25 protein-coding genes are annotated in these 21,434 nt (G+C 58.6%); 16 read left to right on the top strand and 9 right to left on the bottom strand.

The features are described from left to right. Positions 1 to 50 precede the first annotated feature (50 nt). The 4 genes from QQJ96_RS09235 to QQJ96_RS09220 all read left to right on the top strand — a co-directional run bounded on the left by QQJ96_RS09235 (position 51) and on the right by QQJ96_RS09220 (position 3,623). Positions 51 to 644: a hypothetical protein gene (locus QQJ96_RS09235; protein WP_284331699.1), complete on the top strand. Its 594-nt coding sequence runs from the start codon at positions 51 to 53 to the stop codon at positions 642 to 644. Between the two features lie 127 nt (positions 645 to 771). Beyond that, a complete protein-coding gene (locus QQJ96_RS09230) occupies positions 772 to 1,872 on the top strand; it encodes a hypothetical protein (protein WP_284331698.1) in 1,101 nt (366 codons plus the stop codon). Between the two features lie 48 nt (positions 1,873 to 1,920). Beyond that, the gene (locus QQJ96_RS09225) at positions 1,921 to 2,865 is read left to right on the top strand and encodes an ABC transporter ATP-binding protein (RefSeq protein WP_284331697.1); all 945 of its coding nucleotides are present in this window, start codon (positions 1,921 to 1,923) and stop codon (positions 2,863 to 2,865) included. Continuing rightward, a complete protein-coding gene (locus QQJ96_RS09220) occupies positions 2,862 to 3,623 on the top strand; it encodes an ABC transporter permease (protein WP_284331696.1) in 762 nt (253 codons plus the stop codon). Before QQJ96_RS09225 ends, QQJ96_RS09220 begins: the two co-directional genes overlap by 4 nt. 109 nt (positions 3,624 to 3,732) lie before the next feature. On the opposite strand, the gene QQJ96_RS09215 is transcribed toward QQJ96_RS09220, so the two are convergent. Next, positions 3,733 to 5,181 (bottom strand): glycoside hydrolase family 2, encoded by a 1,449-nt coding sequence (locus QQJ96_RS09215; protein ID WP_284331695.1) that lies wholly within the window; start codon positions 5,179 to 5,181, stop codon positions 3,733 to 3,735. A gap of 118 nt (positions 5,182 to 5,299) precedes the next feature. Here QQJ96_RS09215 and QQJ96_RS09210 point away from each other — a divergent pair, with 118 nt between their 5' ends. Genes QQJ96_RS09210 through QQJ96_RS09200 form a run of 3 tightly spaced genes read left to right on the top strand, consistent with a single transcriptional unit; the run spans position 5,300 to position 7,842 of the window. Further along, positions 5,300 to 7,012, top strand: a complete 1,713-nt coding sequence (locus tag QQJ96_RS09210) for a tetratricopeptide repeat protein (protein WP_284331694.1) — start codon at positions 5,300 to 5,302, stop codon at positions 7,010 to 7,012. Positions 7,013 to 7,047: 35 nt separating this feature from the next. Beyond that, complete coding sequence (locus QQJ96_RS09205; RefSeq protein WP_284331693.1) at positions 7,048 to 7,431, top strand: cupin domain-containing protein; 384 nt, start codon at positions 7,048 to 7,050, stop codon at positions 7,429 to 7,431. 42 nt (positions 7,432 to 7,473) lie between these two features. Beyond that, complete coding sequence (locus QQJ96_RS09200; RefSeq protein ID WP_284331692.1) at positions 7,474 to 7,842, top strand: VOC family protein; 369 nt, start codon at positions 7,474 to 7,476, stop codon at positions 7,840 to 7,842. A 133-nt stretch (positions 7,843 to 7,975) separates the two neighbouring features. Here the strand turns inward: QQJ96_RS09200 and QQJ96_RS09195 are convergent, their stop codons facing one another. Further along, a complete protein-coding gene (locus tag QQJ96_RS09195; RefSeq protein ID WP_284331691.1) occupies positions 7,976 to 8,596 on the bottom strand; it encodes a helix-turn-helix transcriptional regulator in 621 nt (206 codons plus the stop codon). A 145-nt stretch (positions 8,597 to 8,741) separates the two neighbouring features. Between QQJ96_RS09195 and QQJ96_RS09190 the strand changes: the two genes are divergently transcribed. The 3 genes from QQJ96_RS09190 (at position 8,742) to QQJ96_RS09180 (ending at position 10,756) form a co-directional block, all read left to right on the top strand. Beyond that, complete coding sequence (locus tag QQJ96_RS09190) at positions 8,742 to 9,743, top strand: catalase family peroxidase (RefSeq protein ID WP_284331690.1); 1,002 nt, start codon at positions 8,742 to 8,744, stop codon at positions 9,741 to 9,743. Between the two features lie 32 nt (positions 9,744 to 9,775). Continuing rightward, the gene (locus tag QQJ96_RS09185) at positions 9,776 to 10,168 is read left to right on the top strand and encodes a tautomerase family protein (RefSeq protein ID WP_284331689.1); all 393 of its coding nucleotides are present in this window, start codon (positions 9,776 to 9,778) and stop codon (positions 10,166 to 10,168) included. Between the two features lie 168 nt (positions 10,169 to 10,336). Further along, positions 10,337 to 10,756 (top strand): LIC_13387 family protein, encoded by a 420-nt coding sequence (locus QQJ96_RS09180; protein ID WP_284331688.1) that lies wholly within the window; start codon positions 10,337 to 10,339, stop codon positions 10,754 to 10,756. Between the two features lie 48 nt (positions 10,757 to 10,804). On the opposite strand, the gene QQJ96_RS09175 is transcribed toward QQJ96_RS09180, so the two are convergent. From QQJ96_RS09175 to QQJ96_RS09165, 3 genes are all read right to left on the bottom strand, one after another. Continuing rightward, positions 10,805 to 11,287: a cupin domain-containing protein gene (locus QQJ96_RS09175; RefSeq protein WP_284331687.1), complete on the bottom strand. Its 483-nt coding sequence runs from the start codon at positions 11,285 to 11,287 to the stop codon at positions 10,805 to 10,807. A gap of 50 nt (positions 11,288 to 11,337) precedes the next feature. Next, positions 11,338 to 13,179, bottom strand: coding sequence for an RICIN domain-containing protein (locus tag QQJ96_RS09170; protein ID WP_284331686.1), 1,842 nt, complete (start codon positions 13,177 to 13,179; stop codon positions 11,338 to 11,340). A gap of 102 nt (positions 13,180 to 13,281) precedes the next feature. Beyond that, on the bottom strand, positions 13,282 to 13,647 hold the full coding sequence (locus QQJ96_RS09165) for a winged helix-turn-helix transcriptional regulator (RefSeq protein ID WP_284331685.1): 366 nt from the start codon (positions 13,645 to 13,647) through the stop codon (positions 13,282 to 13,284). 158 nt (positions 13,648 to 13,805) lie between these two features. Between QQJ96_RS09165 and gstA the strand changes: the two genes are divergently transcribed. Continuing rightward, a complete protein-coding gene (gene gstA, locus QQJ96_RS09160; RefSeq protein ID WP_284331684.1) occupies positions 13,806 to 14,420 on the top strand; it encodes a glutathione transferase GstA in 615 nt (204 codons plus the stop codon). A gap of 189 nt (positions 14,421 to 14,609) precedes the next feature. Here gstA and QQJ96_RS09155 read toward each other — a convergent pair whose 3' ends face one another. After that, positions 14,610 to 15,233 (bottom strand): DUF4124 domain-containing protein, encoded by a 624-nt coding sequence (locus QQJ96_RS09155; protein WP_284331683.1) that lies wholly within the window; start codon positions 15,231 to 15,233, stop codon positions 14,610 to 14,612. A gap of 193 nt (positions 15,234 to 15,426) precedes the next feature. Here QQJ96_RS09155 and QQJ96_RS09150 point away from each other — a divergent pair, with 193 nt between their 5' ends. Continuing rightward, positions 15,427 to 16,413 carry a phytanoyl-CoA dioxygenase family protein gene (locus QQJ96_RS09150; RefSeq protein WP_284331682.1) on the top strand — a complete coding sequence of 329 codons (987 nt, stop codon included), beginning with the start codon at positions 15,427 to 15,429 and terminating at the stop codon, positions 16,411 to 16,413. A gap of 39 nt (positions 16,414 to 16,452) precedes the next feature. Here the strand turns inward: QQJ96_RS09150 and QQJ96_RS09145 are convergent, their stop codons facing one another. Beyond that, on the bottom strand, positions 16,453 to 16,920 hold the full coding sequence (locus tag QQJ96_RS09145; protein WP_284331681.1) for a hypothetical protein: 468 nt from the start codon (positions 16,918 to 16,920) through the stop codon (positions 16,453 to 16,455). Between the two features lie 338 nt (positions 16,921 to 17,258). On the opposite strand from QQJ96_RS09145, the gene QQJ96_RS09140 reads away from it, so the two are divergent. After that, the gene (locus QQJ96_RS09140) at positions 17,259 to 17,615 is read left to right on the top strand and encodes a DUF1428 domain-containing protein (RefSeq protein ID WP_284331680.1); all 357 of its coding nucleotides are present in this window, start codon (positions 17,259 to 17,261) and stop codon (positions 17,613 to 17,615) included. 250 nt (positions 17,616 to 17,865) lie between these two features. Here the strand turns inward: QQJ96_RS09140 and QQJ96_RS09135 are convergent, their stop codons facing one another. Beyond that, the gene (locus QQJ96_RS09135; RefSeq protein WP_284331679.1) at positions 17,866 to 18,186 is read right to left on the bottom strand and encodes a hypothetical protein; all 321 of its coding nucleotides are present in this window, start codon (positions 18,184 to 18,186) and stop codon (positions 17,866 to 17,868) included. Between the two features lie 317 nt (positions 18,187 to 18,503). Here QQJ96_RS09135 and QQJ96_RS09130 point away from each other — a divergent pair, with 317 nt between their 5' ends. The 3 genes from QQJ96_RS09130 (at position 18,504) to QQJ96_RS09120 (ending at position 20,079) form a co-directional block, all read left to right on the top strand. After that, entirely contained in the window at positions 18,504 to 19,055 is a 552-nt protein-coding gene (locus tag QQJ96_RS09130; RefSeq protein WP_284331678.1) for a hypothetical protein, read from the top strand. Between the two features lie 89 nt (positions 19,056 to 19,144). Next, positions 19,145 to 19,684, top strand: a complete 540-nt coding sequence (locus QQJ96_RS09125) for a hypothetical protein (protein ID WP_284331677.1) — start codon at positions 19,145 to 19,147, stop codon at positions 19,682 to 19,684. 128 nt (positions 19,685 to 19,812) lie between these two features. Continuing rightward, complete coding sequence (locus tag QQJ96_RS09120; RefSeq protein ID WP_284331676.1) at positions 19,813 to 20,079, top strand: FAD-binding monooxygenase; 267 nt, start codon at positions 19,813 to 19,815, stop codon at positions 20,077 to 20,079. Between the two features lie 301 nt (positions 20,080 to 20,380). Here the strand turns inward: QQJ96_RS09120 and QQJ96_RS09115 are convergent, their stop codons facing one another. After that, entirely contained in the window at positions 20,381 to 21,394 is a 1,014-nt protein-coding gene (locus QQJ96_RS09115; RefSeq protein WP_284331675.1) for an alpha/beta hydrolase, read from the bottom strand. Between the last annotated feature and the right edge of the window lie 40 nt (positions 21,395 to 21,434).

Raw genomic sequence — 21,434 nt, 5'->3', positions numbered from 1 at the left:
TTGATGCGATCCAGGCAAAGTGCACTTTTCGACGCGGGCACGACAACCTTATGAATATTGACACGACATCGTCCACCGAGTCTGCAGATAGAGACCTCAAAAAGGGCGCTTTCTATCTGTTGGCCGTGCTGATCGTTGGCCCCGCTTTTCTGGTGATTAGCATGACCACCTCCGAAGGGGTGAGCCTTTATCCATCTGTCATCAAATATATTGTCTCGCCAGCCGCATGCGCCTTAGCATTAATCTTGACTTGGATGTACTGGGATAATTTCAAAAGCAAAGGCTACCGATATCGCAACAAGCGAGGCGAAATAAAACAGGCATCACCTGCTTCGGCGGCGGCCAGAACTCTCCTGCTACTTGCTATACTAGTGCCGATGTGCTGGTTTAGTATTCGCGGCGTGCTGCGTTTTGTTGTGACCATTGAGTCCGGGCGTCAGGTAACAACGCAGTCAACAGTGCTAGGTTTAGCGTCAGGAAGAGGTTGCAGGCTGGTGATCATTTATCGAGACAATGTCACGTCCGAGAATGTGTCCACATGTCAACTTGTCGTGGACAGAACACCATCAATCGGGCAGCCGATAACAATCAAAAGTGAAGTCTCGGTATTGGGTACAAGGTTAATTGGACTCTCTTTCCATTAGTCGTGGGAATTTGATAGTACTTTGTCGCAACTCCATTTTTTTGCCTTGCAATGGTAACCGCGATTTCGCAAGCCAAAACAGGCGTTCTGTAATGGAATTTGGTCAGGGACCTAGGGAAAGAACACTTATGTCGATCGATCAACGCGTGTTAGAGAAATTCAAGTCCACGTATGAAGCGATGAACGATGAAACGTTGGCTCTGATCGCTCGCAACAAGTTCATGGATCTAACGGAAGAGGCGCGCCTCGCCCTCAAAGAGGTCATTCGCCATCGCCCCGCCGAGGCCTTTGCAGGGCTAACCTTTGAAGAGAACGAAGGCCGGCTGGAGCCATCAGAGGAATCTGCCCCCGACGCAGGGCGCGGTCGAGTAGGGTTGGGCGCCGTTTTCGGATGGTTCCGTAAGGAGAAGCTCCTCGATCCTGACTTGGCCGAATGGCAGTTGGAATGTTTCGAGTGGCTACTCAAGCACACGGGCGGTATCGAAGCCTATCGACAACGCAAAGTGATTCAACCCACACGAGAGTTCTTTCCGAACGATGGATCACGTGGTCATGAGCTGGCACAAAGGCTATTTCAGCAAGTGAAAGTATGGGCCGGCATGGAAGAGTGGCCATGCCGGCTGGAGCAGCAGGACGAAAGCCAGAAGACCTTGGTTGCCTCCAAGCATCTCCTTTTGCCGCCATCGGACCATTCCCCTGCAGGGACCTTCCGCGCGCTCGAGGAAGGTGGGGCCGTCATTACCTACCATCCGCGAAGTTTGCAAAACCCCATGTCGCTGGTGGCCACTTTTGCACACGAATTGGCGCATTACCGGACCGCAGGATTTCCGGAGCCACCACCTGGGGGCTGGGAGGTGTGGGAGCCGGCGACAGATATCGCTGCGGTCTTCCTTGGTTTTGGCATTTTTCTCGCGAACTCGCGTTTCCACTTTGAGCACTTCACAGAGGATAGGAAAACCAGCTTCGGATGGCGGCAGCGTTCAGGATACCGATGGCAAAACCAAGGCTATATTTCGGATGCCGAAGTGCTGCATATGCACGCGCTGGTATCGAAGATGCTGGGCGCGGGCGTCGGCGAAACGCTACCGCATCTGAAACCGGCTTTGCACGGAATCTATAAGCGCATGGACAAAGACATCTCTTGGCCTGAAATAGCCGCGAGGCTCGGGAAGCCGACGCCATCAACCCGGGGTAACCAAGTAGCGCCTGCCAAGGTAGACGCTATATAGCCAATCAAGGCGTAGACTCAGGCGGATCGAATCACGTCCCGGGATGCCATGACCGACCAGGCCACTCCGACACACGCCGTTTCCGTTCAAGGCGTCAGCAAGACCTACAAGGGCGGCTTCCAGGCGCTGAAGTCGATCGATCTCAATATCAGGCGGGGCGAGATCTTTGCCCTGCTTGGCCCGAATGGTGCGGGCAAGACCACACTGATCAGCATCATTTGCGGCATCGTCAGGCCCAGCGGCGGCACGGTGATGGCGGATGGCCACGATGTGTTGCGGGACTATCGCATCACGCGCTCGAAGATCGGCCTGGTGCCGCAGGAACTGTCCACTGATGCGTTCGAGACGGTATGGGCGTCGGTACGGTTCAGCCGGGGTTTGTACGGGCGCCCCCGCAACGACAAGCACATCGAGAAGGTGCTGCGCGATTTGTCGCTGTGGGACAAGAAAGACTCCAAGATCATGACCTTGTCCGGCGGCATGAAGCGCCGCGTGCTGATCGCCAAGGCCTTGGCCCACGAACCCAGCATCCTGTTCCTGGATGAGCCCACGGCAGGCGTGGACGTGGAGTTGCGGCACGATATGTGGCGGATGGTGCGCGGGCTGCGTGAAACCGGCGTCACCGTGATTCTCACCACGCACTACATCGAAGAGGCCGAAGAAATGGCCGACCGCGTTGGCGTGATCACGCGGGGCGAGTTGATCCTGGTGGAAGACAAGCATGTGCTGATGCGCAAGCTCGGCAAGAAGCAACTGGTGATCACCCTGCAAAGGCCCATGCAAGCGCTGCCTGATGGGCTGGGTGAGTACACCTTGGAGCTTACCGAGGACGGCTCGGCACTGACGTACACGTTTGACGCGCAAAGCGAAGACACCGGTATTACGGTGTTGCTGCGCAAGCTGGGTGATCTGGGGGTGGATTTCAAGGACCTGCACACCCTGGAAAGTTCGCTCGAAGACATTTTCGTCAGCCTGGTCCGGGAGGCGCCATGAACATTCCTGCAGTTCGCGCCATCTATCGCTTCGAAATGGCCCGCACGTTCCGCACGCTGACCCAGAGCATCGTCTCGCCGGTGCTGTCGACGTCGCTGTACTTCATCGTGTTCGGCACGGCCATCGGCTCGCGCATGGGGCATATCGGCGGCACCAGCTATGGCGCCTTCATTATTCCCGGCTTGATCATGCTGTCCTTGCTCAACGAAAGCATCTCCAACGCCTCGTTCGGCATCTACCTGCCCAAATGGTCCGGCACCATCTACGAGCTGCTGTCCGCGCCGGTTTCACCACTGGAGGCGGTGCTGGGCTATGTCGGGGCGGCGGCGACCAAATCGGTGATGCTGGGCTTGCTGATACTTGTCACTGCGCGCTTCTTTGTGCCTTACAGCATTTTGCACCCGGTATGGATGGTCGCCTTTTTGCTGCTGACGGCCGTCACCTTTTGTTCGTTCGGTTTCATCATCGGGCTGTGGGCGGACGACTTCCAGAAGCTGCAGGTGATTCCACTGATGATCGTCACGCCCCTGACGTTTCTCGGCGGCGCCTTCTACTCGATAGGCATGCTGCCACCGTTCTGGCAGAAGGTGGCGCTGTTCAATCCCGTGGTGTACCTGATCAGCGGGTTTCGCTGGAGCTTCTATGGCCAGTCCGACGTCAATGTGATACTGAGCGCGGGCATGACCACGGCATTTCTTGTGCTATGCGGCGTGGCCATTGCCTGGATCTTCCATAGTGGCTACAAGCTGCGCTCCTAGGTGGGCCAACGAGTGGGCACGGAAACGAGCCCACTCCGATCTCCGCTCCCCGCGGATCGGGCCACAAATCCATAAAAGCGACCTGCGCGGTATGTCGAGGCAAGCAAGCTTAGTTTGATCTGCTGGAAAATGATGGCTTGCGCGCATAGCTGACTAGCCGCATCCCAATCAGCAAGAACAAAAGCGGAATGAAGACAGCATACGCATACTGACCCCTCGCCACGCCCGTTCCATAAGGAAACCAGATGCCCGGGACACCCAGGGCGTTTAGCTCTGTCGCGAACAAGCCGATGCCGACCAGGATGGCGCAGAGTGCGGCCAGATAGGTGGGTAGCTTTTGCGATCGAATTACGCCCAACCCCATGATCCATAGATAGAGCGCGACAAATGCCAGGCGGGCGCCTTCGACAGCGAAATCAGCGAACACCTTGAGTCCGTGGTTTGCTTCCGGCATAAACCACGGACGGCTCATCAGCGCGGAGAGCAGGTGAACCACGGTAAGCACACTGATCACGTTGCGAAGCCATGGAGTTCTCTTCAGTCGAAACCAGTCGCGCCAGGCCAACGTCCATACCGCCAAGTTAAGTGGCTTAAGTATCACGGCCGTTGCAATGTCATAGCAGCGCAAACTTTGCCAGTGCGTCCAAGAAAACAGCACCTGATTAACGCGTAGCAGGGCAAGCAGAAGCAACGCTATGACCAGCCAACGATAGGCATCAGGGGTTCGGCATGCGATCAATGCGAAGACCATCAGCGCAAGCAGGGCAAAGGCGAGCGGTTCGATCGCATCGGCGACGTAACCCTTGAATGTCTGTAGCCATTGCACCTGATGCAGCTGATCGATGTCGTTTGCACTGCCGATCGTGGGTGCGACATGGATGCCGCCACTGTCCTCGGCCGCATCTAGGGGATCCATCCACACACGGAACGCAATAAGGTAGGTTTGCACGCCTGACGACGATGACGACGGCAGCGGATAGACACTCGGCCGTACGCCGAACACCGTAGGCGCCGTACCCGTGAACACACCTGAGCCACCGAGTAGTTGTCCGTTGACGTAGAGCTGGTAAGTCGAATCAACCAAGGTTGGCCCCGCCAAGGCAAGCGGGGTGTCCTTGTCGCTATCGACGGTCACTTTGATCCGATACCACGCATAGCCGGTGTAGTTTGCATGGCCGCGCAGACTCCATCCCCGCACATAGCCCGGTAGGCCGACATCGCCGTCATGGGCACCTGGCGCGGGCGTGAGATCCACGGTTTCCCAGGAGCCGTCATCGAAATCCGGGGAGGACCAACGAAGATCATCGCCGACGTGGAATCGCCAAAGTCCATTCAAGGGCACGGTGGAATGGCCAAGGGTGATGCGCGCGACGGGGGCTGGCTCGGCCGATGCCGGGCGGCCTCCGATCATCATCACCATAAGCATGCAAAGGGAAATCAGCAGCCCTGAACGTCGCATCGCATCGCTTCCCGATGGGTCAGCGCCGAAGTCTAAGAGAGACTCCCGGAAAACGCATGGGCTGCGTGGTCGGTTAGCCAGGCGCGGGCGCTTGGCCATGACGTCCAGCACTGGTTAGAGGCTGATTGCCGACCTAGCTTGCATTGCTCCCTTGCCGCTCTCCCCACCACCAGGCATTGCGATTCACTTTCACTGCCAGGCGCACTTGGAGGATGAAATGCAGTCTACGAAGGCCGTCCCATCCCTCCTGACCCGCTCAACGTGGGTGCGCTTGATCGCCCCATGGTTGTTGGTTCTTGTTCCATCGTTGGCGTTTGCCGATATCCATGGTGGTCACGCTCCGCCGATGAAGTCGATGGGCCACATGATGGCCATGACTTCCCCTAGCACTGTGCCAGCGGCGACAACGCTTCTAAAGGGCTATGGCACGGGTGGATTTACGATAAAAACCTCGAATCCGGAGGCGCAGGCCTACTTCAACAACGGCATGCAGCTCGCGCATGCCTTCGCTCACAAGGCAGCTATCGCGGCATTTCGCAAAGCTGAGCAACTTGATCCAAGCTGCGCGATGTGTGTATGGGGAGAGGCGTGGTCTCGCGGACCCACGATCAACTATCCGATCAACGAATCGGTTCAAGCGCAGCTGGCCAGCCTGGCTGATCGCGCCGCAGTACTCGCAAAAGACAATCCGCCCAAAGAAAGGGCGTTGATTGCCGCCTTGCAAAAGCGCTACCGCCAAGGTGGCGGCAAAGGTCCGGGAGACTTGGCGTTTGCGCAAGCAATGGATGCCCTTTACGAGGCCTATCCTGCCGATGACGAGGTTGCGATCATCGCGGCCGATGCCTGGATGATCCCCGCTTCGCAGGAGAGCAACCGCGACCATCTGGATCGATCGGTGCAGATGCTCGAACAAGTACTGCATCGGTCACCCGACAATAGCGCCGCCATCCATTTCTATATCCACGCGACGGAGATGGATGGGGTGGCGGGTGAGGCGCTTCCGTATGCGGGGAAATTGCCCACACTGGCGCCGGCGGCGAGCCATCTCATACATATGCCATCGCATACGTATTTTTCGGTGGGGCAGTATCGCTCCGCGGAGGACGCGAATCTCCAGGCCGTAAAAATCGATGATGTAAATGCGGCGAGATTGAAGCCCAAGGACGGCGTCTTTGGGCTGCCTTATCATGGGCACAATGTGCAGTACGGCGAAGCCGCAACGCTGATCGATGGCGACGCGAAAGAAGGGCTCGCACTGGCGACACCACTGTTGCAGCAAATGTCGGCGCCTCATTCTTCCAGCTTCCTTCATCAATTTGAATTGGTCACCGCTTATTTCGTGTTCGGACGATTCGCTTCATCGCAAGCGGTGGCGGCCTTGCCGCAGCCGGACAAAACACTCTCGTACGCGTTGGCCATGTGGCATTACGCAAGGGGAGAGGCTGATGCGCGAAACGGTGATGCCCACGGCGTGCAGCTGGAAGCCCAAAAGATTGCCATCGGCCATGACGACCTCGCCAAATTTGGCGACTCCGCCGCGCAAGTGCAGTCGATGGTCGACATTGCGAAACTGGTCCTTGAAGGGCGCGTTGCGATGATCGAGAAACGCTGGAGCGACGCGGAAGCCGACTACCGCAAAGCCGCCGATATCCAGGATGCGAAGTTGGGAGCGTTCACCGATCCGCCGACCTGGTGGTATCCCGTGCGCCGAAGTGTCGCCGCTGCTTTGCTGGCCAAGGGCGATCCGACGGCGGCCGAGGTCGAGGTAAACCAGGCGCTCTCGCACTGGCCGCTGGATCCCCAGAGCCTGAGAATTCTCGCGGACTGCCAGCAAGCGATGGGGCATCCGGAACAAGCCAAGCAACAGAATGCGCTTGCCAGCAACAACTGGCTTGGAGATAGCACGGCCTTGCCGGTGGCGCAGCTTTAGTCAACTGAAAATTTGTCGGCGATGAGGCGCCGCGCATGAAGAAGTCACTAACCGAAGTCCTTTCAGGCCTGAAGCACCTGCCGAATAGAACGCCGGAGCTGGCCTTTGGGCAAGACGCCAGCGAATTCTTCGCCGAGGTCGCACCGTATCGCGACGGCGCCGTGTATGTGAGCTATTACTCCGGCTCCAGCGAATGGGAGCGCCACCCCAACGGCGACGAAGTTGTGATGGTGCTAGCTGGAACCACCACCGTTGTCCTGCTGAGAGATGCCAAGGAAGAACGGTTCTTCCTCACTGAGCATGAGCTTGTCGTTATACCCGTAGGCGTCTGGCACCGCTTCGAAGGATCCGACCGGCTGAAGGTGATGACGATTACACCGCAGCCCACGGAGCATAGCCTTGAGACGCCGGCTGTCTAGCCGCGTTCTCTGCGCCTTATTTCACACACTTGAGGAGAACTCATGTTTGACCACGTCGTCTTCGGAGTCAGCGATTATGAAGCGAGCAAGACGTTCTTCCTCAAGGCACTCGAACCGCTTGGCCTAGAGGTCGTCAATGAAGGGAAGCTCGGTATCGAACTCAGCTCGGACGGCAAGGTTTCCTTGTGCCTGTTCCCCACCGAGGAGAAGCCCGCGCGCCTTCACCTGGCGTTCGTGGCCGAAAATCGCCAGCAAGTCGATGCCTTTCATCGCGCGGCGCTGGCTGCGGGTGGCAGCGACCATGGCGCACCGGGTCTGCGCCCGCACTATCACGCGAACTACTACGCGGCTTTCGTGATTGGTCCGGACGGGCACAATATTGAAGTGGTTTGCCACAAACCAGAAGGCTAGTTTCATGGCGAGCAAAAATGCGTAGGCTGGGATGGCAATCCCAGCATCCGGGAAGCGGCGCGGGAAGCTGGGATTGCCATCCCAGCCTACGGCATTGTCCGTAGTGGAACACAGCCCAGAGCCGGCTTGAGGGCTACCGTCGCTTAGGCGTCTTTATCTGTATCAGGTACTGGCAGATAAGCTTGCCCTCGCGTAGGCAGTGTTCCTGGACAGGCTTTCCTGTCGCTTCGGAGAAGAACGCCGCAATGGCCCTGCAGCCGCAGGGCTCCTGGCGTACGGCACCGCCGATGGGACAGCTGTAATTGCGCACCATGATGCCGTCGGGTTGTTCGATGGCTTCGGTGTTGGCGCCTAACGCATCCGCAGCCGCCATGGCTGCGCGCAGCCCGCTTTCAAAATCAACAGGTGAAGAAAGGCCTGCGGCGCGCGCGAGTTGGCGGCCGGTCTTTTCCAGGATGTCGCCCAAGGCTTCCTTGCCGCACGTGTCGCCCAGGGTGGCCAGCAAGGCCTTGAGGAAGGCGGGGTAAGCACCGGAGTTCACGTCCTCGGCACCCGGTGCCGCCTCAAATACCGTGGAAGGTTTGCCGACGGCCCCGCGTTCCGGTGCCTTTTGCCGACGCACCAGGCCCTCGGCTTCCAACTGCTTGATCTGCACGTTGATGGCATTGCGGGTAATGCCAAGGCGCTCGCAGAGCTGGGCGACGGTCAATGCTTCACGTTGGAGCAGGCTGAGGATGTCGTTCTTGGTACTCACTTAAATCATGGCCATGCGCGAGACCATCGGGACTATAGCCCGATAGGTCATTTTACTCACTACAAACAATTATAACAATACGTATTGTCATTATGGTCGGATTGAGTCAGAGTAGGCGGGCGCCCCACCATCGAGGAGTCCAGCCATGCGCAAGCCGTTCCCCTTACTCGCCGCGTTCGCCATGACCCTGGCGTGCTCCGGTCCTTTGCTGGCCCAATCCAGCGACCATCAGCCGCCCCAGAAGTCCACGCCCACGCATCTGGTCGACGCGCTGAATGGCGTCTTCGGCAAACATCCCGGTGCACGGGCCGTGCATGCGAAGGGCATCGTGCTGGAAGGCACATTCACTCCAAGCCCTGCCGCAAGCAGCATCAGCAAAGCCTCTCATTTGCAGCATGATGGCGTACCGGTGACGGTGCGTTTCTCCGATTTCGCCGGCATTCCTAGCGTGTCCGACACCGACGGGCTGGCGAGCCCGCGCGGTCTCGCCATCAAGTTTCACCTGCCTGGCGGCGCTGTCACCGACATCGTGGCGCATTCGTTCAACGGATTTCCCTCGGCCACCACGGACGACTTCCGCGATCTGCTGATCGCCTTGGGTCAAAGCGGTCCGAATGCTCCCAAGCCAACGCCGCTCGACACTTACCTGGGAAGCCACCCGGCCGCGAAGGCCTTCCTGACCGCCCCCAAACCCGCACCGATCAGCTACGGCACGCTGCCTTTCTATGGCGTCAACACGTTCAAGTTCACCAATGCGGCGGGTGTCGTCACTTACGGGCGATATCAATTTCTGCCGGTGGCCGGCGATCACTATCTGAGCAAGGCCGATACGGCCAAGCAGGCTCCGGATTACCTGGGCAAGGAGATCGGCGAGCGGGTGAAGCATGGCCCGGTCAAGTTCAAGATGGTGCTGCAGATCGCCGATGCCGGCGACAAGCTGGATGACCCTTCGGTGACCTGGCCCAGCACGCGGCGAACCGTGGAGTTGGGAACGCTTAGCGTGAACAAGGTCGTGGCGGACAACGACGCCGCGCAGAAGCAGCTGTTGTTTCTGCCCAATGCGCTGCCTGCCGGCATCGAGCCGGCGGACCCCATGATCGATGCGCGTTCGGCGGCTTATCCGGTTTCCTACGGGCGCCGACAGTAACAACCCCACTTACCGCTGCAGGAGTAGACCTTATGCCACTGCTTAAATTTGATGTCATTACCGGCCGCAATGACCAGGAACTACGAACTATCCTGGACACCACGCATCAAGCGATGGTCGAAGCGTTTGAAGTGCCGGCCACCGATCGCTATCAATCCGTCACCCAGCATCGCCCGGCAGAGATGGTGCTGGAAGATACCGGCCTGGGCTTTCGCCGATCGGACAAGGTGGTTGTGCTTACGGTGATCTCGCGCCGACGAACCGAGCCGCAGAAGCAAAAGTTCTACCGACTGCTTGCGGAGCGCCTGCACGAGAAATGCGGCCTATCCCCGGATGACCTGATCGTATCGATCGTGGAGAACTCGGATGCGGATTGGTCGTTTGGTCATGGCAGGGCGCAGTTCCTGACCAACGAGCTGTCGTAGTTTTCGCCAATCCGGCGGCCCACGCCGGATCGCGCCAAATGAAGAGACAGAGCACTTTTCAGGGTCGATAGTTGCCGGAAAAGTGCTCTGACTCAACTTGGCTCGAGCTACTATGGCGGAGCAGCGCCGTTGCCTTTGATTTCGGAATTGCCTGAAACGGAGGACCGCATGAAACCAACCCTACTGTTGCGAATCGCGTCAATCCTTACGTTGCTGCTCGCCGTAGGACATACCAGCGGCGGCTTGAGCTTCTGGTCCCCGCCTGGGGAGACGGATGTGCTCCGCGCCATGAGATCGTTTCATTTCGACGCGGCGGGGGCCAGCCGAACGTATCTGGATTTCTTCCTTGGCTTCGGGTTTATCAACAGCGCCTACCTGTTCATGCAGGCGATCGTGCTCTGGCAGTTGGCATCCATGGCAAAGTCGGATACGCCGCGCGTTAGGCCGCTGATTGGCTCGTTCCTGTTGGTGTCCGCGGTGTCTGCCGTGCTGGCGTGGAAGTTTATCTTTGTGGTGCCGGTTGCATCGTTCACCCTGATTACCGTTTGTCTTGGGCTTGCGTTTTACTCAGCCGGTAAGCGCGGATAGGCTTGGTTCCTGCCTCGCACGGGGAAGCCAGTACCGCTACCGGCAATCCTATTTGGGAGCCCCATCGGGAGCAGGTACCAGAACATCATCATCCTTGCTCCACGCCGGCGTAGTAATGGCATAGAACCTGAGCACTTCACCCTTGCTGGCGCGGATGGAGCGGACCACCGCGGGAGGAATGAGAATGTAGTCTCCGGGACCCACAGAGTGGGCGGTGCCATCCGTCCAAACCTCACCATGCCCTGCCAGGATAAAGAAAGATTCTTCGCCAACTTTGTTGTGGCTCCATGCACTCGCATGACCGGGATCGAGTTCGAACAGCGCGACGCTACCTAGCGTCGACTTCGCCCCAATAGGCGCAGCACGTCCCGTCAGTTCCTTCAGTCTTACGCCCTTGGAGACTTGGGCAAAGGGCAGCTTGTCCGGAGAGATGACCTTGGCAGCGTCGCTTGCGCGGACAGCATCTGGGGCGCCCGCGCCCGATGCAGTAATGAGCCCGAGCAGGGCACAAGCAAAGAACTTGTTCGTCATGAGTTATCCGCTTCCAAGGTCTGAGGTTTAGTAGGGCGCTGTTTGAAGGTTCAGCCGCCAGCTTTCGGCGGCGTGGCTTTCTTACGCACGGTCTTGGCTGCCGTCCCTGCACTTGCTGGTTTCGCGGCTCGGCCTTTCACGCTTGTAGGATATTCGCCCAGCACCTGATAGTCCCAATGCAGCGTGATGCCCTCGACACCTTCCTCTCCCGGCGAAGCGCTAATGCGTGCAAGCGTCGGGTTGACTTCCGGGGACAAGTCGGCGCTCCACGCGCGGCTGTCAGGATACGGAGTCGACGTGCGCAAGCTGGCACCAAAGCTGGTTTCGAAGCACGCGGCGGAAAGATGGCCATCGGCTTGGCCGTAAGCCGAGACGATACGCTCGCCCTTCTTCAGCACCAGCTCGTGGCAGGTGCCTTCCGCGCGGCCTACCAGCGGCCCCCAGCCGGAAACATGCTTGGCTTGGATGCCGCGAAGGCGACGGTTCATGTAGTAGACGCGCACGCCTTCGATCGGCTTGTCCTGGGTGAGGTCGACCGCCGTGCCGATACCGCTGCCGAACGGACCGACGGTGGCACGGATGGTTTTTTTCGCAGGCTCCGGCTGGCCCGGAATGGCGGCGTTCCAGATGCGCGCCGAGGCAAACAGCGCATCCAGCTGCGCACCGTACATCGCGGTGACATGCGCCTGGTACGCGGGCAGTACCTTGGTCTCTGCCTTGTGCATCTCCGAGGAGTGGAACGGCGGAAAGACCCTCCAGAAGTAGAAGCTTGCTGCGCGCCCCTCGCTCTCGTCGGCGGCGTCTCTCACCGTAAAGTCGAACCACTGGGCCTTGCTGGCGTCGTATCGCGTGACGCCGGAAAGAAATTTCAGCCGACGCGCCATCAGGGCCGCACGAAATTCCAACGCGGCTTTGGTGTACTCCGCGACGGCTGACTTGAGCGATTCCAGGTGCGCCTCGGCGCTGGGATCCGTGTCGGTCTTCGCGATGGTGGTGTAGTTGAGCAACCGCTCGCGCAGCAGAGCGATCTTGAGCGAGCCCATCGTCATCAGATAGGTGGCGGTCCGCTCCGGGTCTTTCTTGCGGAAGAAAGCGCGGTCGGTCGTGTTGAGCGTGGCGATCACCGAGTTCATGTAGCCGAGCTTTTCCGCCCCGGGCTGCAGGCCGTTGTATTCGTCCAGGTTCTTCTTCGCGCCTTCCAGTGCCAGCTTCAGGGCCGTGATGCGCTCTTCCAGCAGCTTGGATTCGACCAGCTTGTCGATATATACGGTGATCTGGTTCCACACCATCTGCAGCGAATCGTCGGGCCAAAGCGCGCCGGTGATGAATTTGATCGCCCCGCCGGCCTTGGGAATCAGGCCGAGGCCGCCAAGGGTGATCTCGCGCAGGTAGTCGAGCGGGCGCTGAAAGGTAGGCAGCTTGGCCATGCTGATCTCGCTAGTCGCGAGTACCGGCCGGAACTGCTGATGGTGGGCAGTGTCGGTGTAATGATGCGGGTGCTGCACGAGGGGCGAACCGGCTGCCGTCGCCACATGTTGGACATCGAGGCATTTGCCGCTGTGTTCGGCCTCGATGAAGAAGTAACCATCGCCCGCGTCGAGCAGGCGGAAGCGCTGGTTGCTATTGCCATGCCAGGCGCTCTGGATGACGTTGGCGCCGTTCGTCAGATAGGCGCCGTAGATATCGACCGCGTGATCGGAGTGCTCCGGGCGTATCGCGAACGAGCGCGGACCGACCGCCTGGAACCTGAAGCGCTGGTGCTTCTCGTCCGCGGCATCCGCTTGGACGATGCGTGCACCCGACGCGCCGGAGGCGTTTTCAATCTCCAGCACCTTGCCGCTGTGGCGTGCGACGAGATAGTAGTAATCGTTCGGACGTGGCGAAAAAGCCATGGCATGCCTTCCCCTGAGCAAGTGACGTGGCCGCTGCGGCGTCCCCCGATGCTGGGGAACGGCTACTGGTCGGCGGAGCATACTCGAAGGCGGCCGCGGGCATCAGGCTACTTCGCGTTGACTCGCTTCCCACTCCTCGATCAACTTCCGGCCTACGTTCGCCAACGCATCGATCGCTGGCAACAGCTCACGGCCCAGCGGCGTGAGTGCGTATTCGGCCGAGGGTGGAGAGGTATTCAACACACGACGGGTCACCAACCCGCGCGACTCCAGTTCGCGCAAGCGCGCGCTCAATACGCGCGCGGAAATCTTCGGCATGTCGTGGCGCAGCTCGCCAAAGCGGCGGGCTTCGCCGCTGAGTTGCCAGATGACGTTGGGCGCCCACGCGCCGCGTAACAGCCCAAGCACTTCGCTGAGCGGGCAGGTAGGAGGAGGCGCGACTTTGCTTTTTCTGACGGGTAAACCCATGGTGGCCCAAGTCCCTTGGAAAGTCCGATAACCGGATGGTTACCGGATTTTACGGGTTACGTGCGGTTAGGTGGTATCAAACAGTAACCATGCTGGCTAGCATTTGTGGTCTGCGCAAGCCCGGGTTGCGCTGATCCCATCCCCAACGGAGAACCAGCATGAAGCTTTACTACGCTGCGGGCGCCTGCTCGCTGTCCCCGCATATCGTTGCCCTGGAAGCGGGCCTACCGGTGGAACTGGAAAAGGTCGACACCAAGGCCAAGCGCACGGCCAGCGGCGAGGATTTCTGGCAGATCAACCCCAAGGGATACGTACCCGCGCTGCGGCTCGACAGCGGCGAAGTGCTGACCGAAGGCCCGGTCATCGTGCAGTACCTCGCGGACCTGAAGCCCGAAAGCGGCCTGGCGCCCGCCAACGGCACGGCAGCGCGCTATCGCCTGCAGGAAGTGCTCGGCTACATCAACTCCGAACTGCACAAGACCTATTCCCCGCTGTTCAAGCCGGAGACGCCCGACGCCGTACGGGCGGAACGCAAGGAATACCTGCGCAAGCGCTATGCGTTGCTCGAACAGCGCCTGGCCACGCATGAGTGGCTGGTGGGCGACCAGTTCACGGCGGCCGATGCCTATCTGTTCACGGTCACCAACTGGGCGCAGCACGTGAGCCTGGACCTTGCGGATTTCCCGGCGATCCTCGCGTTCCAGAAGCGCGTCGCGGCGCGTCCGAACGTGCAGTCTGCGCTGAAGGCCGAGGGCTTGCTCAAGGCCGCGTAAAAATGGCCCGGAATCGCTTCGTAGGCTGGGATGGCAATCCCAGCTTCCTGCGGCTTCCTGGATGCTGGGATTGCCATCCCAGCCTACGCTCTGCGATCAAGTTTGAACTTTCCGAGGACAGCAGTGGGGCCTGCGCCCGAATGACGATTCGCTTTGAAACGACAGTGGGCGTTTCCGACGGTCAGAAGGTCATGGTTTGTCTTTACACACCGTCGAGCCGTCCTTGCCGACCGAGCACCATTGGTTCCTGGCCGGGTTGAAAACGACGTTGGACTGCATCTGCAGAGCCTCGCCCTCGTGCTGTTGCTTTATCTCGCTCCAGTGCTCTTTGCGAAACTTTTCTTGCGCGGTGTCAGCCTCCACCAGTTTCGCCTGCATTTCGTCCATCGTTTGTTGATGGCGGGCTTGGTCTGCCGCTGCGTTCGCACGCCGCATCTCGGCGTCGTTGGCAATTTCCTGTTGGCGCTTTATCTGATCGCGCCTGACGTTGTCTAGAATGCGCTGCTGGAAGTAGGCGCTGGCGCCATTTGCGGCAGCGAAGGATCTGGCTTCATCGATATGGCCGCTATCGATCATGCCATTGAGGGTCATGGTGATACGATCCTGTTTCGCCTGGGCGGCCTCTGCCTCCGTCTCCTTGTGCAACAGGGTGGCTTGTTGGCTAGGGCAGGGCCTATCCGCATAGGAAACCACCCCGTTCTTGGCCGTGCACTTGTAGATATCCGTGGCGGTTGCCGTAGAGATCATCAAAGGCAAAAGAGCAAGAACCCAAAACCTGGCATGCATGCGCGTTCCCCATTTACGTGCAGTCATGGGAAGTCTAGCAAGCAAGCCGAGGCCACACACCGCCCCTATGCCGAAGCGCTGATTGATCCAAGTGGCTGTTACGTAGGAAGAATGCTCCAAGGCTAGCCCCTTCCCCGCAGGCACGAAACGCCTCATGATCCAGTGCAGCGTCGCCGCGACGCACGGGGCAGGAAGAACTTTTCAAGTAATGGGGAGCACGATGGTCGAGACGGCGACAAGCCTTGGTATCGAGGAGTTGCATACTTACTGGGCTTGCCAATGCGCGCCAGGCTCTGCAGCACCGCTGCCACAGGATGTAGTGAAGACGTTGCTGGCCGGCTTGCGCCTTAACGTGCTGGAAACCCTGCGTTATTTGAACGACCAGCGGCCGAGCTATGTGCAATTCGAAGCCTGGGTCAGCGAGCGCAATGGCGGCGACCTGAGCGAAGCCTCGCTCCATCGCTTGCGACGTGCACTGGCAGGCGAACCCGTTGGCGCCGAAGTGGGCAATCTCGAGCATGTCGAAGGCCTGAGTGCGGATGATCTTGAACACTGGCACGAGCATGGCTACGTTGTCCTGCGCAACGCGATCAGCCCGGAAGCGGCGGAAATCGCCGAGATGGCCGTCTACGATTTTTTAGGAATGGATCGCGACGATCCGGAGTCCTGGTATCACCAGTCGCTGGGCCATTCCATCTGGGTGCCGCTACTGCGGCATCCGGCGCTGGTGGCCAATCGTCGCTCGCCACGCATTCATAAGGCCCATGCCCAGCTGTGGGGGCGCGAAGATCTTTGGGTGACCATCGACCAAGGCGGATTCAATCCACCGGAGCGCAAAGACTGGCGTTTTCCCGGACCGCATTTGCACTGGGACGCCACCCTCGCCGAGCCGCACTGCTTTGACTTGCAGGGCATCCTATATCTCACCGACGTTGCCGAAGACCAGGGCGCATTCAGTTGCGTGCCGGGCTTTCATCGCACGCTGAACCAGTGGCTGAAAAACGTCCCCGCAGGCGTGAGTGTGCAACAACATGCGAGCCGCACCTTGACGATGAAACCGGTTGCCGCCAAGCGCGGCGACATGATCATCTGGCATCACCTGCTACCTCATGGCAGCAGTCCGAATCGAGCCCAACGACCACGCGTCGTGCAATATATGTCGCTGCAGCCCACGCGCTTTGCCTACACGGAGGAATGGAAGTCTTGATGGCAGATTTGGGGTGTAGCCCCAAATGCTGGCGCCGTGTCAGCCTCCGATATTGCGCATGATGTCGCCGGCGCCCATGTTGCCTAAGGCACCCGGCGATGCATCGCCCAAATCATCGGTGCGTGTCCATGACCTGATCCAACGCCCCTGCGCATCGAATGACAGCATGGTCGAGTAGCGCATTTTGTGGCGTTTAGGCAGCGCCGTGCCTGTTTCTGGCGTGCGATCGTTGCCGTAGATTTCGTTACGCGTAACGGCGTAAGCAATCACTTGATCACCGGACGGCGTGCGCACGGCACCGGCCGGCTTTCCAAGCCTCGTCTCCACCTGATCGATAGTGGTAACCCCCGCTGTGAACGAAGCAATGATCGCCGGATTCACGGCATACACGATGGTGCCTGATGCTGTGCTGGATCCTGCGCTCTGTGATGAGGCTGTACCTCCGGAAGTGCTGCATCCGGTCAACACCATGCTTGCCATAACGATCGCTGCTAAGAACGTCTTCATAGACCCTCCTGCTTCGTCATTTCTGTTTGAGCTAGGGGACTCTTCGGTTCACGGATCCGGCTCGTTGCATGATCCGACATAGTTTAGCCACCGTAGAGTAGTGCGTCATCAACTCATTGAATTTACGGGTAATTCCTTCGGGGTCGGCGAGTCAGGCCCTCTCGCTCCGAGGACTTGGGTATTCCTTTGCCATTGAGGTCGGAATACCTTTCCAAGAGCTATCGACGTCAAAAGTGTTCTGACCTGCTATTCGCTTATTGGAGGATTCCGCGCACGCTCATTTGCCACATGCATGAAGGCGACCATGTCGGCCGCCCCTTCCCGCTGAGGAAATTGTCATGTCCTACATCGATGGTTACGTGATCGCCGTACCTAACGCCAACCGCGAGCAATTCATCGGACAAGCCCGTGCCTTCGACGCCATGTTCGTGGAGTTTGGCGCCATCCGAGTGATGGAGTGCTGGGGTGACGACGTGCCCGACGGCAAGCTCACCGATTTTCGCCGCGCCGTCCAGGCAAAGCAGGACGAGTCCGTGGTGTTCTCCTGGATCGAATGGCCCGACAAGGCCACCCGCGATGCTGGCATGGAGAAGGTCATGAAAGATCCGCGTATGCCGTCCGCCAGTGATATGCCCTTCGATGGGAAGCGCATGATCTTCGGCGGCTTCGCACCGGTGGTCAGCCTGCCGGACTAGGGAAACCCTGATTTTTCCCGTCAAGGCAAAAAGTCCGACAGCCAAAGTGAGGCCGGAATCTGCTTTGGGGGCTTGGCTCCGTTTTTTACCGGCGTTTTTACCGTCACTTTTACCGGCGTTTTCGAGCTTACCTCGCGGATTACGCCGTAAATTTAGCTCAGCGTGGCTAGAAGGCCCACACGTTTCACGCAAAAGCGACACGTCATCCTCGGCTGACGTGTCGCATCAGGACTACGCATGCGCGAACGAACTAGCCCTCATGTTCCGCCCTCATGATGGCGTCGCCATGCCGATGAAGAACATACAAGGCCGCACATAGGCCATCGATCTGGGTAGGAGAGAGCGGCCATGCGCCAGGTGCCGGGGGCTTGTTGGCCGCTTTTGCCAGGTTGAAGGCTTCGTTGTTCTTCAGCAGGTTTCGAATGACCTGGATGGCCAGGCTGTTACCGGCGAGCTTCATCAAGTAGGCGTACCGCTCGCCCCTCTGTGGGTCTTTGAAATGCTGCGATAGTTGGCCCAGCCAGAACGGTTCAGTTGGACGCGTGCGTGCCGTATTATGTTTGGAGACCATGATCAACTCCTTCAGTAAGTTGGTTTTGGTTTAGCGGGTCGTGGGAGGTCCAAACTCTCACGATCCGCGCTACTTCTAAGCATCGCTGCAAAGTCACTCACGCGGGGCCGCTTGAGATGGCGTGAGTGACAGGTCTACGCTATCAAATGGACCGGGACAATGATGTAGGGGATGGTCGGCTCGTATGTGCGGCTTGATCGATGGGGCAAGCGATAATCTTTGCGCAATTAGGCAACGCCATTGCAGGCGATACGGACACGGAGTCAAGCTCATTCGCTGCCATCCAATCACTCGGAGTGAGGAGAGCTAGACCGCTCATGCACAAAATGGAAATGCTAGTCGAGGACAAATGGGTGGCCCACTCGTTCAAACCCATTTTTCATATTCCGCAAAACGACGATTCTAGTAAGCGCATCGTTGCAGGCGTGCCAGGTGGCGATCCCGCTGTATTGGGTAGCTTGGTGGAGTGTCTTGAGCCGCCTTACTACTTGCTTTACGTCCTGCACACTCCCCGCGGTGAAGCTAAGCCAGGACGTTATCAAAGTCCGCCACTCTCACTCGCTCAAGTGCAGGCGCTTCTGGAACGTTTTGGAGCGTTCTTTTCTGCTGATGCACGTTACGATCTCTGGGCACATTCCCAAAGCAGCAACGCCACAGTCGTATGGGACAGACACAATCTGTTGTTCGGTTACGGCCCGCTTGATGTCTTTTCCTCTAAGCTGCTATCGCTCGGATTTTTCCGAGGTACACCGGAAGTTCCGGCGCCCCATTCGCACCACTATCGTGCAGAATTCGACGCTATGGCCAGAGATGTCATGGTCGCATTTGATTGGTCTCGGTCACCGCTGATGCCTGAGGATGAGCAATGAGGGTTCAGACGACATACTTTCCGCGATCTGTGTGAGCTGCTGCCCGTGTGGCATCGGGGCAAAACCATCAACCAAGAAGGAGTCGAGAAGTGAAGCGATATCTGATCGAACCCGAATTTCTCCTGATTCATGATGTGAATCCAGATTCCTCGACCAGCCACAGCGCCCTGGCGCCCAGGCAGCAAATGGTCTACCACATTGTGGATTTGGCGACCATGCAGAGGGTGCCGTCCGAGAGCGGACACATCGATGCCGTTGCGAGCACGTGCATGCAGCTCAATGAGTCCAGCGATTCGGCCAGCTCACTTCCCTCCGACATCGTGCAATCCATTGCGATAAGCAATGCTCATTCGATCAGCGAGCAGCCCGCGATCCTGGCAAACCTTGCTCTCGCGCAGAAAATATTCAACCAGAACATGCAGCAGCAGAACGCGGTCAGTCACCAGCAGGCACTTAATCAGATCAAGCTGGCTGTCGTTGGTAAATATGTGGCCATGATCAATAGCGTTGGCCTCGGTGATCAAGCGGCCACCGAAAAGATGGGCGAAGAGATCGAAAAACTGGTCAGGCAGCTGGAACGCATCATTGATGACAAGGCTAGCGACAGCGTAGCCCGGGAAGCAAGCTGACGGCACGTCGCACTTCCGCCACTACTAAGTGAATGCTTACCTGATTATCGAAAGTGAATGTAATGAAGGGGCCGGTCCATTTCATTACGCGTCTCGAACCCACCCACCGCCACATCAGGATGATCGTCATGACTGCCATTCCCGAAGACGTCGCAAGCGCCATTGCCATAGGCAACTTCAAGGCGATTTCCGAACAACCCGCCATGTTGTCCAATCTCGCCTTCTCAAACTTAGTGGCCAACACCAACCTGTCACAGCAAAACGCCGTGGCCAACCAGCAGGCCATGAACGAATTTGGCATCACCGTCGTTGCCGGGGCCGTCGACCTTATAGGTAACGTCGGGGCACAGAAGGCGCATCCGTCGACAGATGGCACCGGGCAACCCGGCAGTTGAAAAGTTCCGACGTTAGGCGATGGGAGACGCCTGAATTGGTCCTTCGCTGACACGTTTCCGCACCAACCACGGCCAAGACTTCTCTGAAGAGAGAAGCAGGTTCCTGCGCCTTATTTGGCACCGCTATCGTCCGGAGTTCGATCCAATGGGCAAGGATGTGTGGGTCGCGTTTGATTGGTCTCAATCAGCACTGAGGCCAGGGGAGGAGCAATAAGGTTTCCGGCGGCATATCGCCGGCTTGGCTCAAGCGTGCCGACGGCCTGCCTTGGCATCGCCTGCGGACTTTCCAGCTGCGGCTGTGTCATTTCTCAATGCCAGGTGGAGCCCCCACCAAGGAATCAGTGTCATTTCGAATCTGCCGAACGAGGGTGATGGTCTGCTGAATCACCACGTCCGGACGGTCGTAATGAATGTAGTGTCCGCTTCCTGTTGCTATGACGCGGCGGCTACGCGTGGAAAGTTGAAGGTAAGCCGCCTGTTCTTGGTCATGTACGGCGCCATACCACTGCCAGTCCTTTGCGGTGATGCGCTTTGAAAGAAAGGCCGGTATCGCTCGCCTCGTGTCTTGCGAGAGGATCAGCACGGGCATGTTTCCGAAAGGTCCTGCATGGGCGCCCTCTTTTTGCGAATCGGCAAGGGCGTGATCCTCGCGTACGTAGGCGTCAAGCTGCGGATAATCGCACTCGCTGGCCTTGATCCATCCTGCATAGGCTTCCAAGCCAGATGGAATGGAGTCGCATTGACCCATCAGGCGCGCAACACCCAGTGCTACTGTGGCTTTGACAAAGGCGAACTCCGCGCTGGAGTGATGATCGAGTGCGACAGCAAATGGGGGTTCCGGCAGCGGGGAGGGAGTGTAAGCGTCCACCAACACTAGGCCTGCAATGTCTCGGGGGTATTTCGACGCGTAGACAAGCGCGAAAAGGCCGCCTCCGGAATGGCCTTCCAGCACGATTGGCTCAGTGATGCCGGCCTGCATGAGCAGGGCATGCAATTGATCGGCGATATGTATTGCATCACGCTCGCCGGGCTGCGGGTCGCTCCAGCCGAACCCTGCGCGATCGTAGGAGCAGGTGCGTGTAACGCGGGAAAGGCTGGGTTGGACCTTGCCCCATACAGTGAAGTCCTCGCCATGGCCGGATTCCAGCACCAGCGTAGGCGAACCCGTTCCCGTGCAGTAGATATGCATGGCGTAGCCATTTACATCATAGATGCGGCCGGGCGGTGGATTGGCGGCGCGATCGCGCCGGATCGCCAGGAAATTCCAGGTGGCTCCGGCAGTGCCCAGCACTGCCAAAGCGACCGCCGCACTCATGCCCATCCACCGTATGACACGCCATGCGCGACGCCCCTTT

The sequence above is a fragment of the Dyella flagellata genome (assembly GCF_030160275.1).
Classification (GTDB): domain Bacteria; phylum Pseudomonadota; class Gammaproteobacteria; order Xanthomonadales; family Rhodanobacteraceae; genus Dyella_B; species Dyella_B flagellata.
This window is presented reverse-complemented; position numbering and strand designations above follow the sequence as displayed.

What these genes read in the sequence shown, in the direction of transcription:
- QQJ96_RS09235 (WP_284331699.1), top strand. Translation starts at nt 51, where the DNA reads ATGAATATTGACACGACATCGTCCACCGAGTCTGCAGATAGAGACCTC.
- QQJ96_RS09230 (WP_284331698.1), top strand. Translation starts at nt 772, where the DNA reads ATGTCGATCGATCAACGCGTGTTAGAGAAATTCAAGTCCACGTATGAA.
- QQJ96_RS09225 (WP_284331697.1), top strand. Translation starts at nt 1,921, where the DNA reads ATGACCGACCAGGCCACTCCGACACACGCCGTTTCCGTTCAAGGCGTC.
- QQJ96_RS09220 (WP_284331696.1), top strand. Translation starts at nt 2,862, where the DNA reads ATGAACATTCCTGCAGTTCGCGCCATCTATCGCTTCGAAATGGCCCGC.
- QQJ96_RS09215 (WP_284331695.1), bottom strand. Translation starts at nt 5,181, where the DNA reads ATGGCCAAGCGCCCGCGCCTGGCTAACCGACCACGCAGCCCATGCGTT.
- QQJ96_RS09210 (WP_284331694.1), top strand. Translation starts at nt 5,300, where the DNA reads ATGCAGTCTACGAAGGCCGTCCCATCCCTCCTGACCCGCTCAACGTGG.
- QQJ96_RS09205 (WP_284331693.1), top strand. Translation starts at nt 7,048, where the DNA reads ATGAAGAAGTCACTAACCGAAGTCCTTTCAGGCCTGAAGCACCTGCCG.
- QQJ96_RS09200 (WP_284331692.1), top strand. Translation starts at nt 7,474, where the DNA reads ATGTTTGACCACGTCGTCTTCGGAGTCAGCGATTATGAAGCGAGCAAG.
- QQJ96_RS09190 (WP_284331690.1), top strand. Translation starts at nt 8,742, where the DNA reads ATGCGCAAGCCGTTCCCCTTACTCGCCGCGTTCGCCATGACCCTGGCG.
- QQJ96_RS09185 (WP_284331689.1), top strand. Translation starts at nt 9,776, where the DNA reads ATGCCACTGCTTAAATTTGATGTCATTACCGGCCGCAATGACCAGGAA.
- QQJ96_RS09180 (WP_284331688.1), top strand. Translation starts at nt 10,337, where the DNA reads ATGAAACCAACCCTACTGTTGCGAATCGCGTCAATCCTTACGTTGCTG.
- QQJ96_RS09175 (WP_284331687.1), bottom strand. Translation starts at nt 11,287, where the DNA reads ATGACGAACAAGTTCTTTGCTTGTGCCCTGCTCGGGCTCATTACTGCA.
- QQJ96_RS09170 (WP_284331686.1), bottom strand. Translation starts at nt 13,179, where the DNA reads ATGGCTTTTTCGCCACGTCCGAACGATTACTACTATCTCGTCGCACGC.
- QQJ96_RS09165 (WP_284331685.1), bottom strand. Translation starts at nt 13,647, where the DNA reads ATGGGTTTACCCGTCAGAAAAAGCAAAGTCGCGCCTCCTCCTACCTGC.
- gstA (WP_284331684.1), top strand. Translation starts at nt 13,806, where the DNA reads ATGAAGCTTTACTACGCTGCGGGCGCCTGCTCGCTGTCCCCGCATATC.
- QQJ96_RS09155 (WP_284331683.1), bottom strand. Translation starts at nt 15,233, where the DNA reads ATGACTGCACGTAAATGGGGAACGCGCATGCATGCCAGGTTTTGGGTT.
- QQJ96_RS09150 (WP_284331682.1), top strand. Translation starts at nt 15,427, where the DNA reads ATGGTCGAGACGGCGACAAGCCTTGGTATCGAGGAGTTGCATACTTAC.
- QQJ96_RS09145 (WP_284331681.1), bottom strand. Translation starts at nt 16,920, where the DNA reads ATGAAGACGTTCTTAGCAGCGATCGTTATGGCAAGCATGGTGTTGACC.
- QQJ96_RS09140 (WP_284331680.1), top strand. Translation starts at nt 17,259, where the DNA reads ATGTCCTACATCGATGGTTACGTGATCGCCGTACCTAACGCCAACCGC.
- QQJ96_RS09135 (WP_284331679.1), bottom strand. Translation starts at nt 18,186, where the DNA reads ATGGTCTCCAAACATAATACGGCACGCACGCGTCCAACTGAACCGTTC.
- QQJ96_RS09130 (WP_284331678.1), top strand. Translation starts at nt 18,504, where the DNA reads ATGCACAAAATGGAAATGCTAGTCGAGGACAAATGGGTGGCCCACTCG.
- QQJ96_RS09120 (WP_284331676.1), top strand. Translation starts at nt 19,813, where the DNA reads ATGACTGCCATTCCCGAAGACGTCGCAAGCGCCATTGCCATAGGCAAC.
- QQJ96_RS09115 (WP_284331675.1), bottom strand. Translation starts at nt 21,394, where the DNA reads ATGAGTGCGGCGGTCGCTTTGGCAGTGCTGGGCACTGCCGGAGCCACC.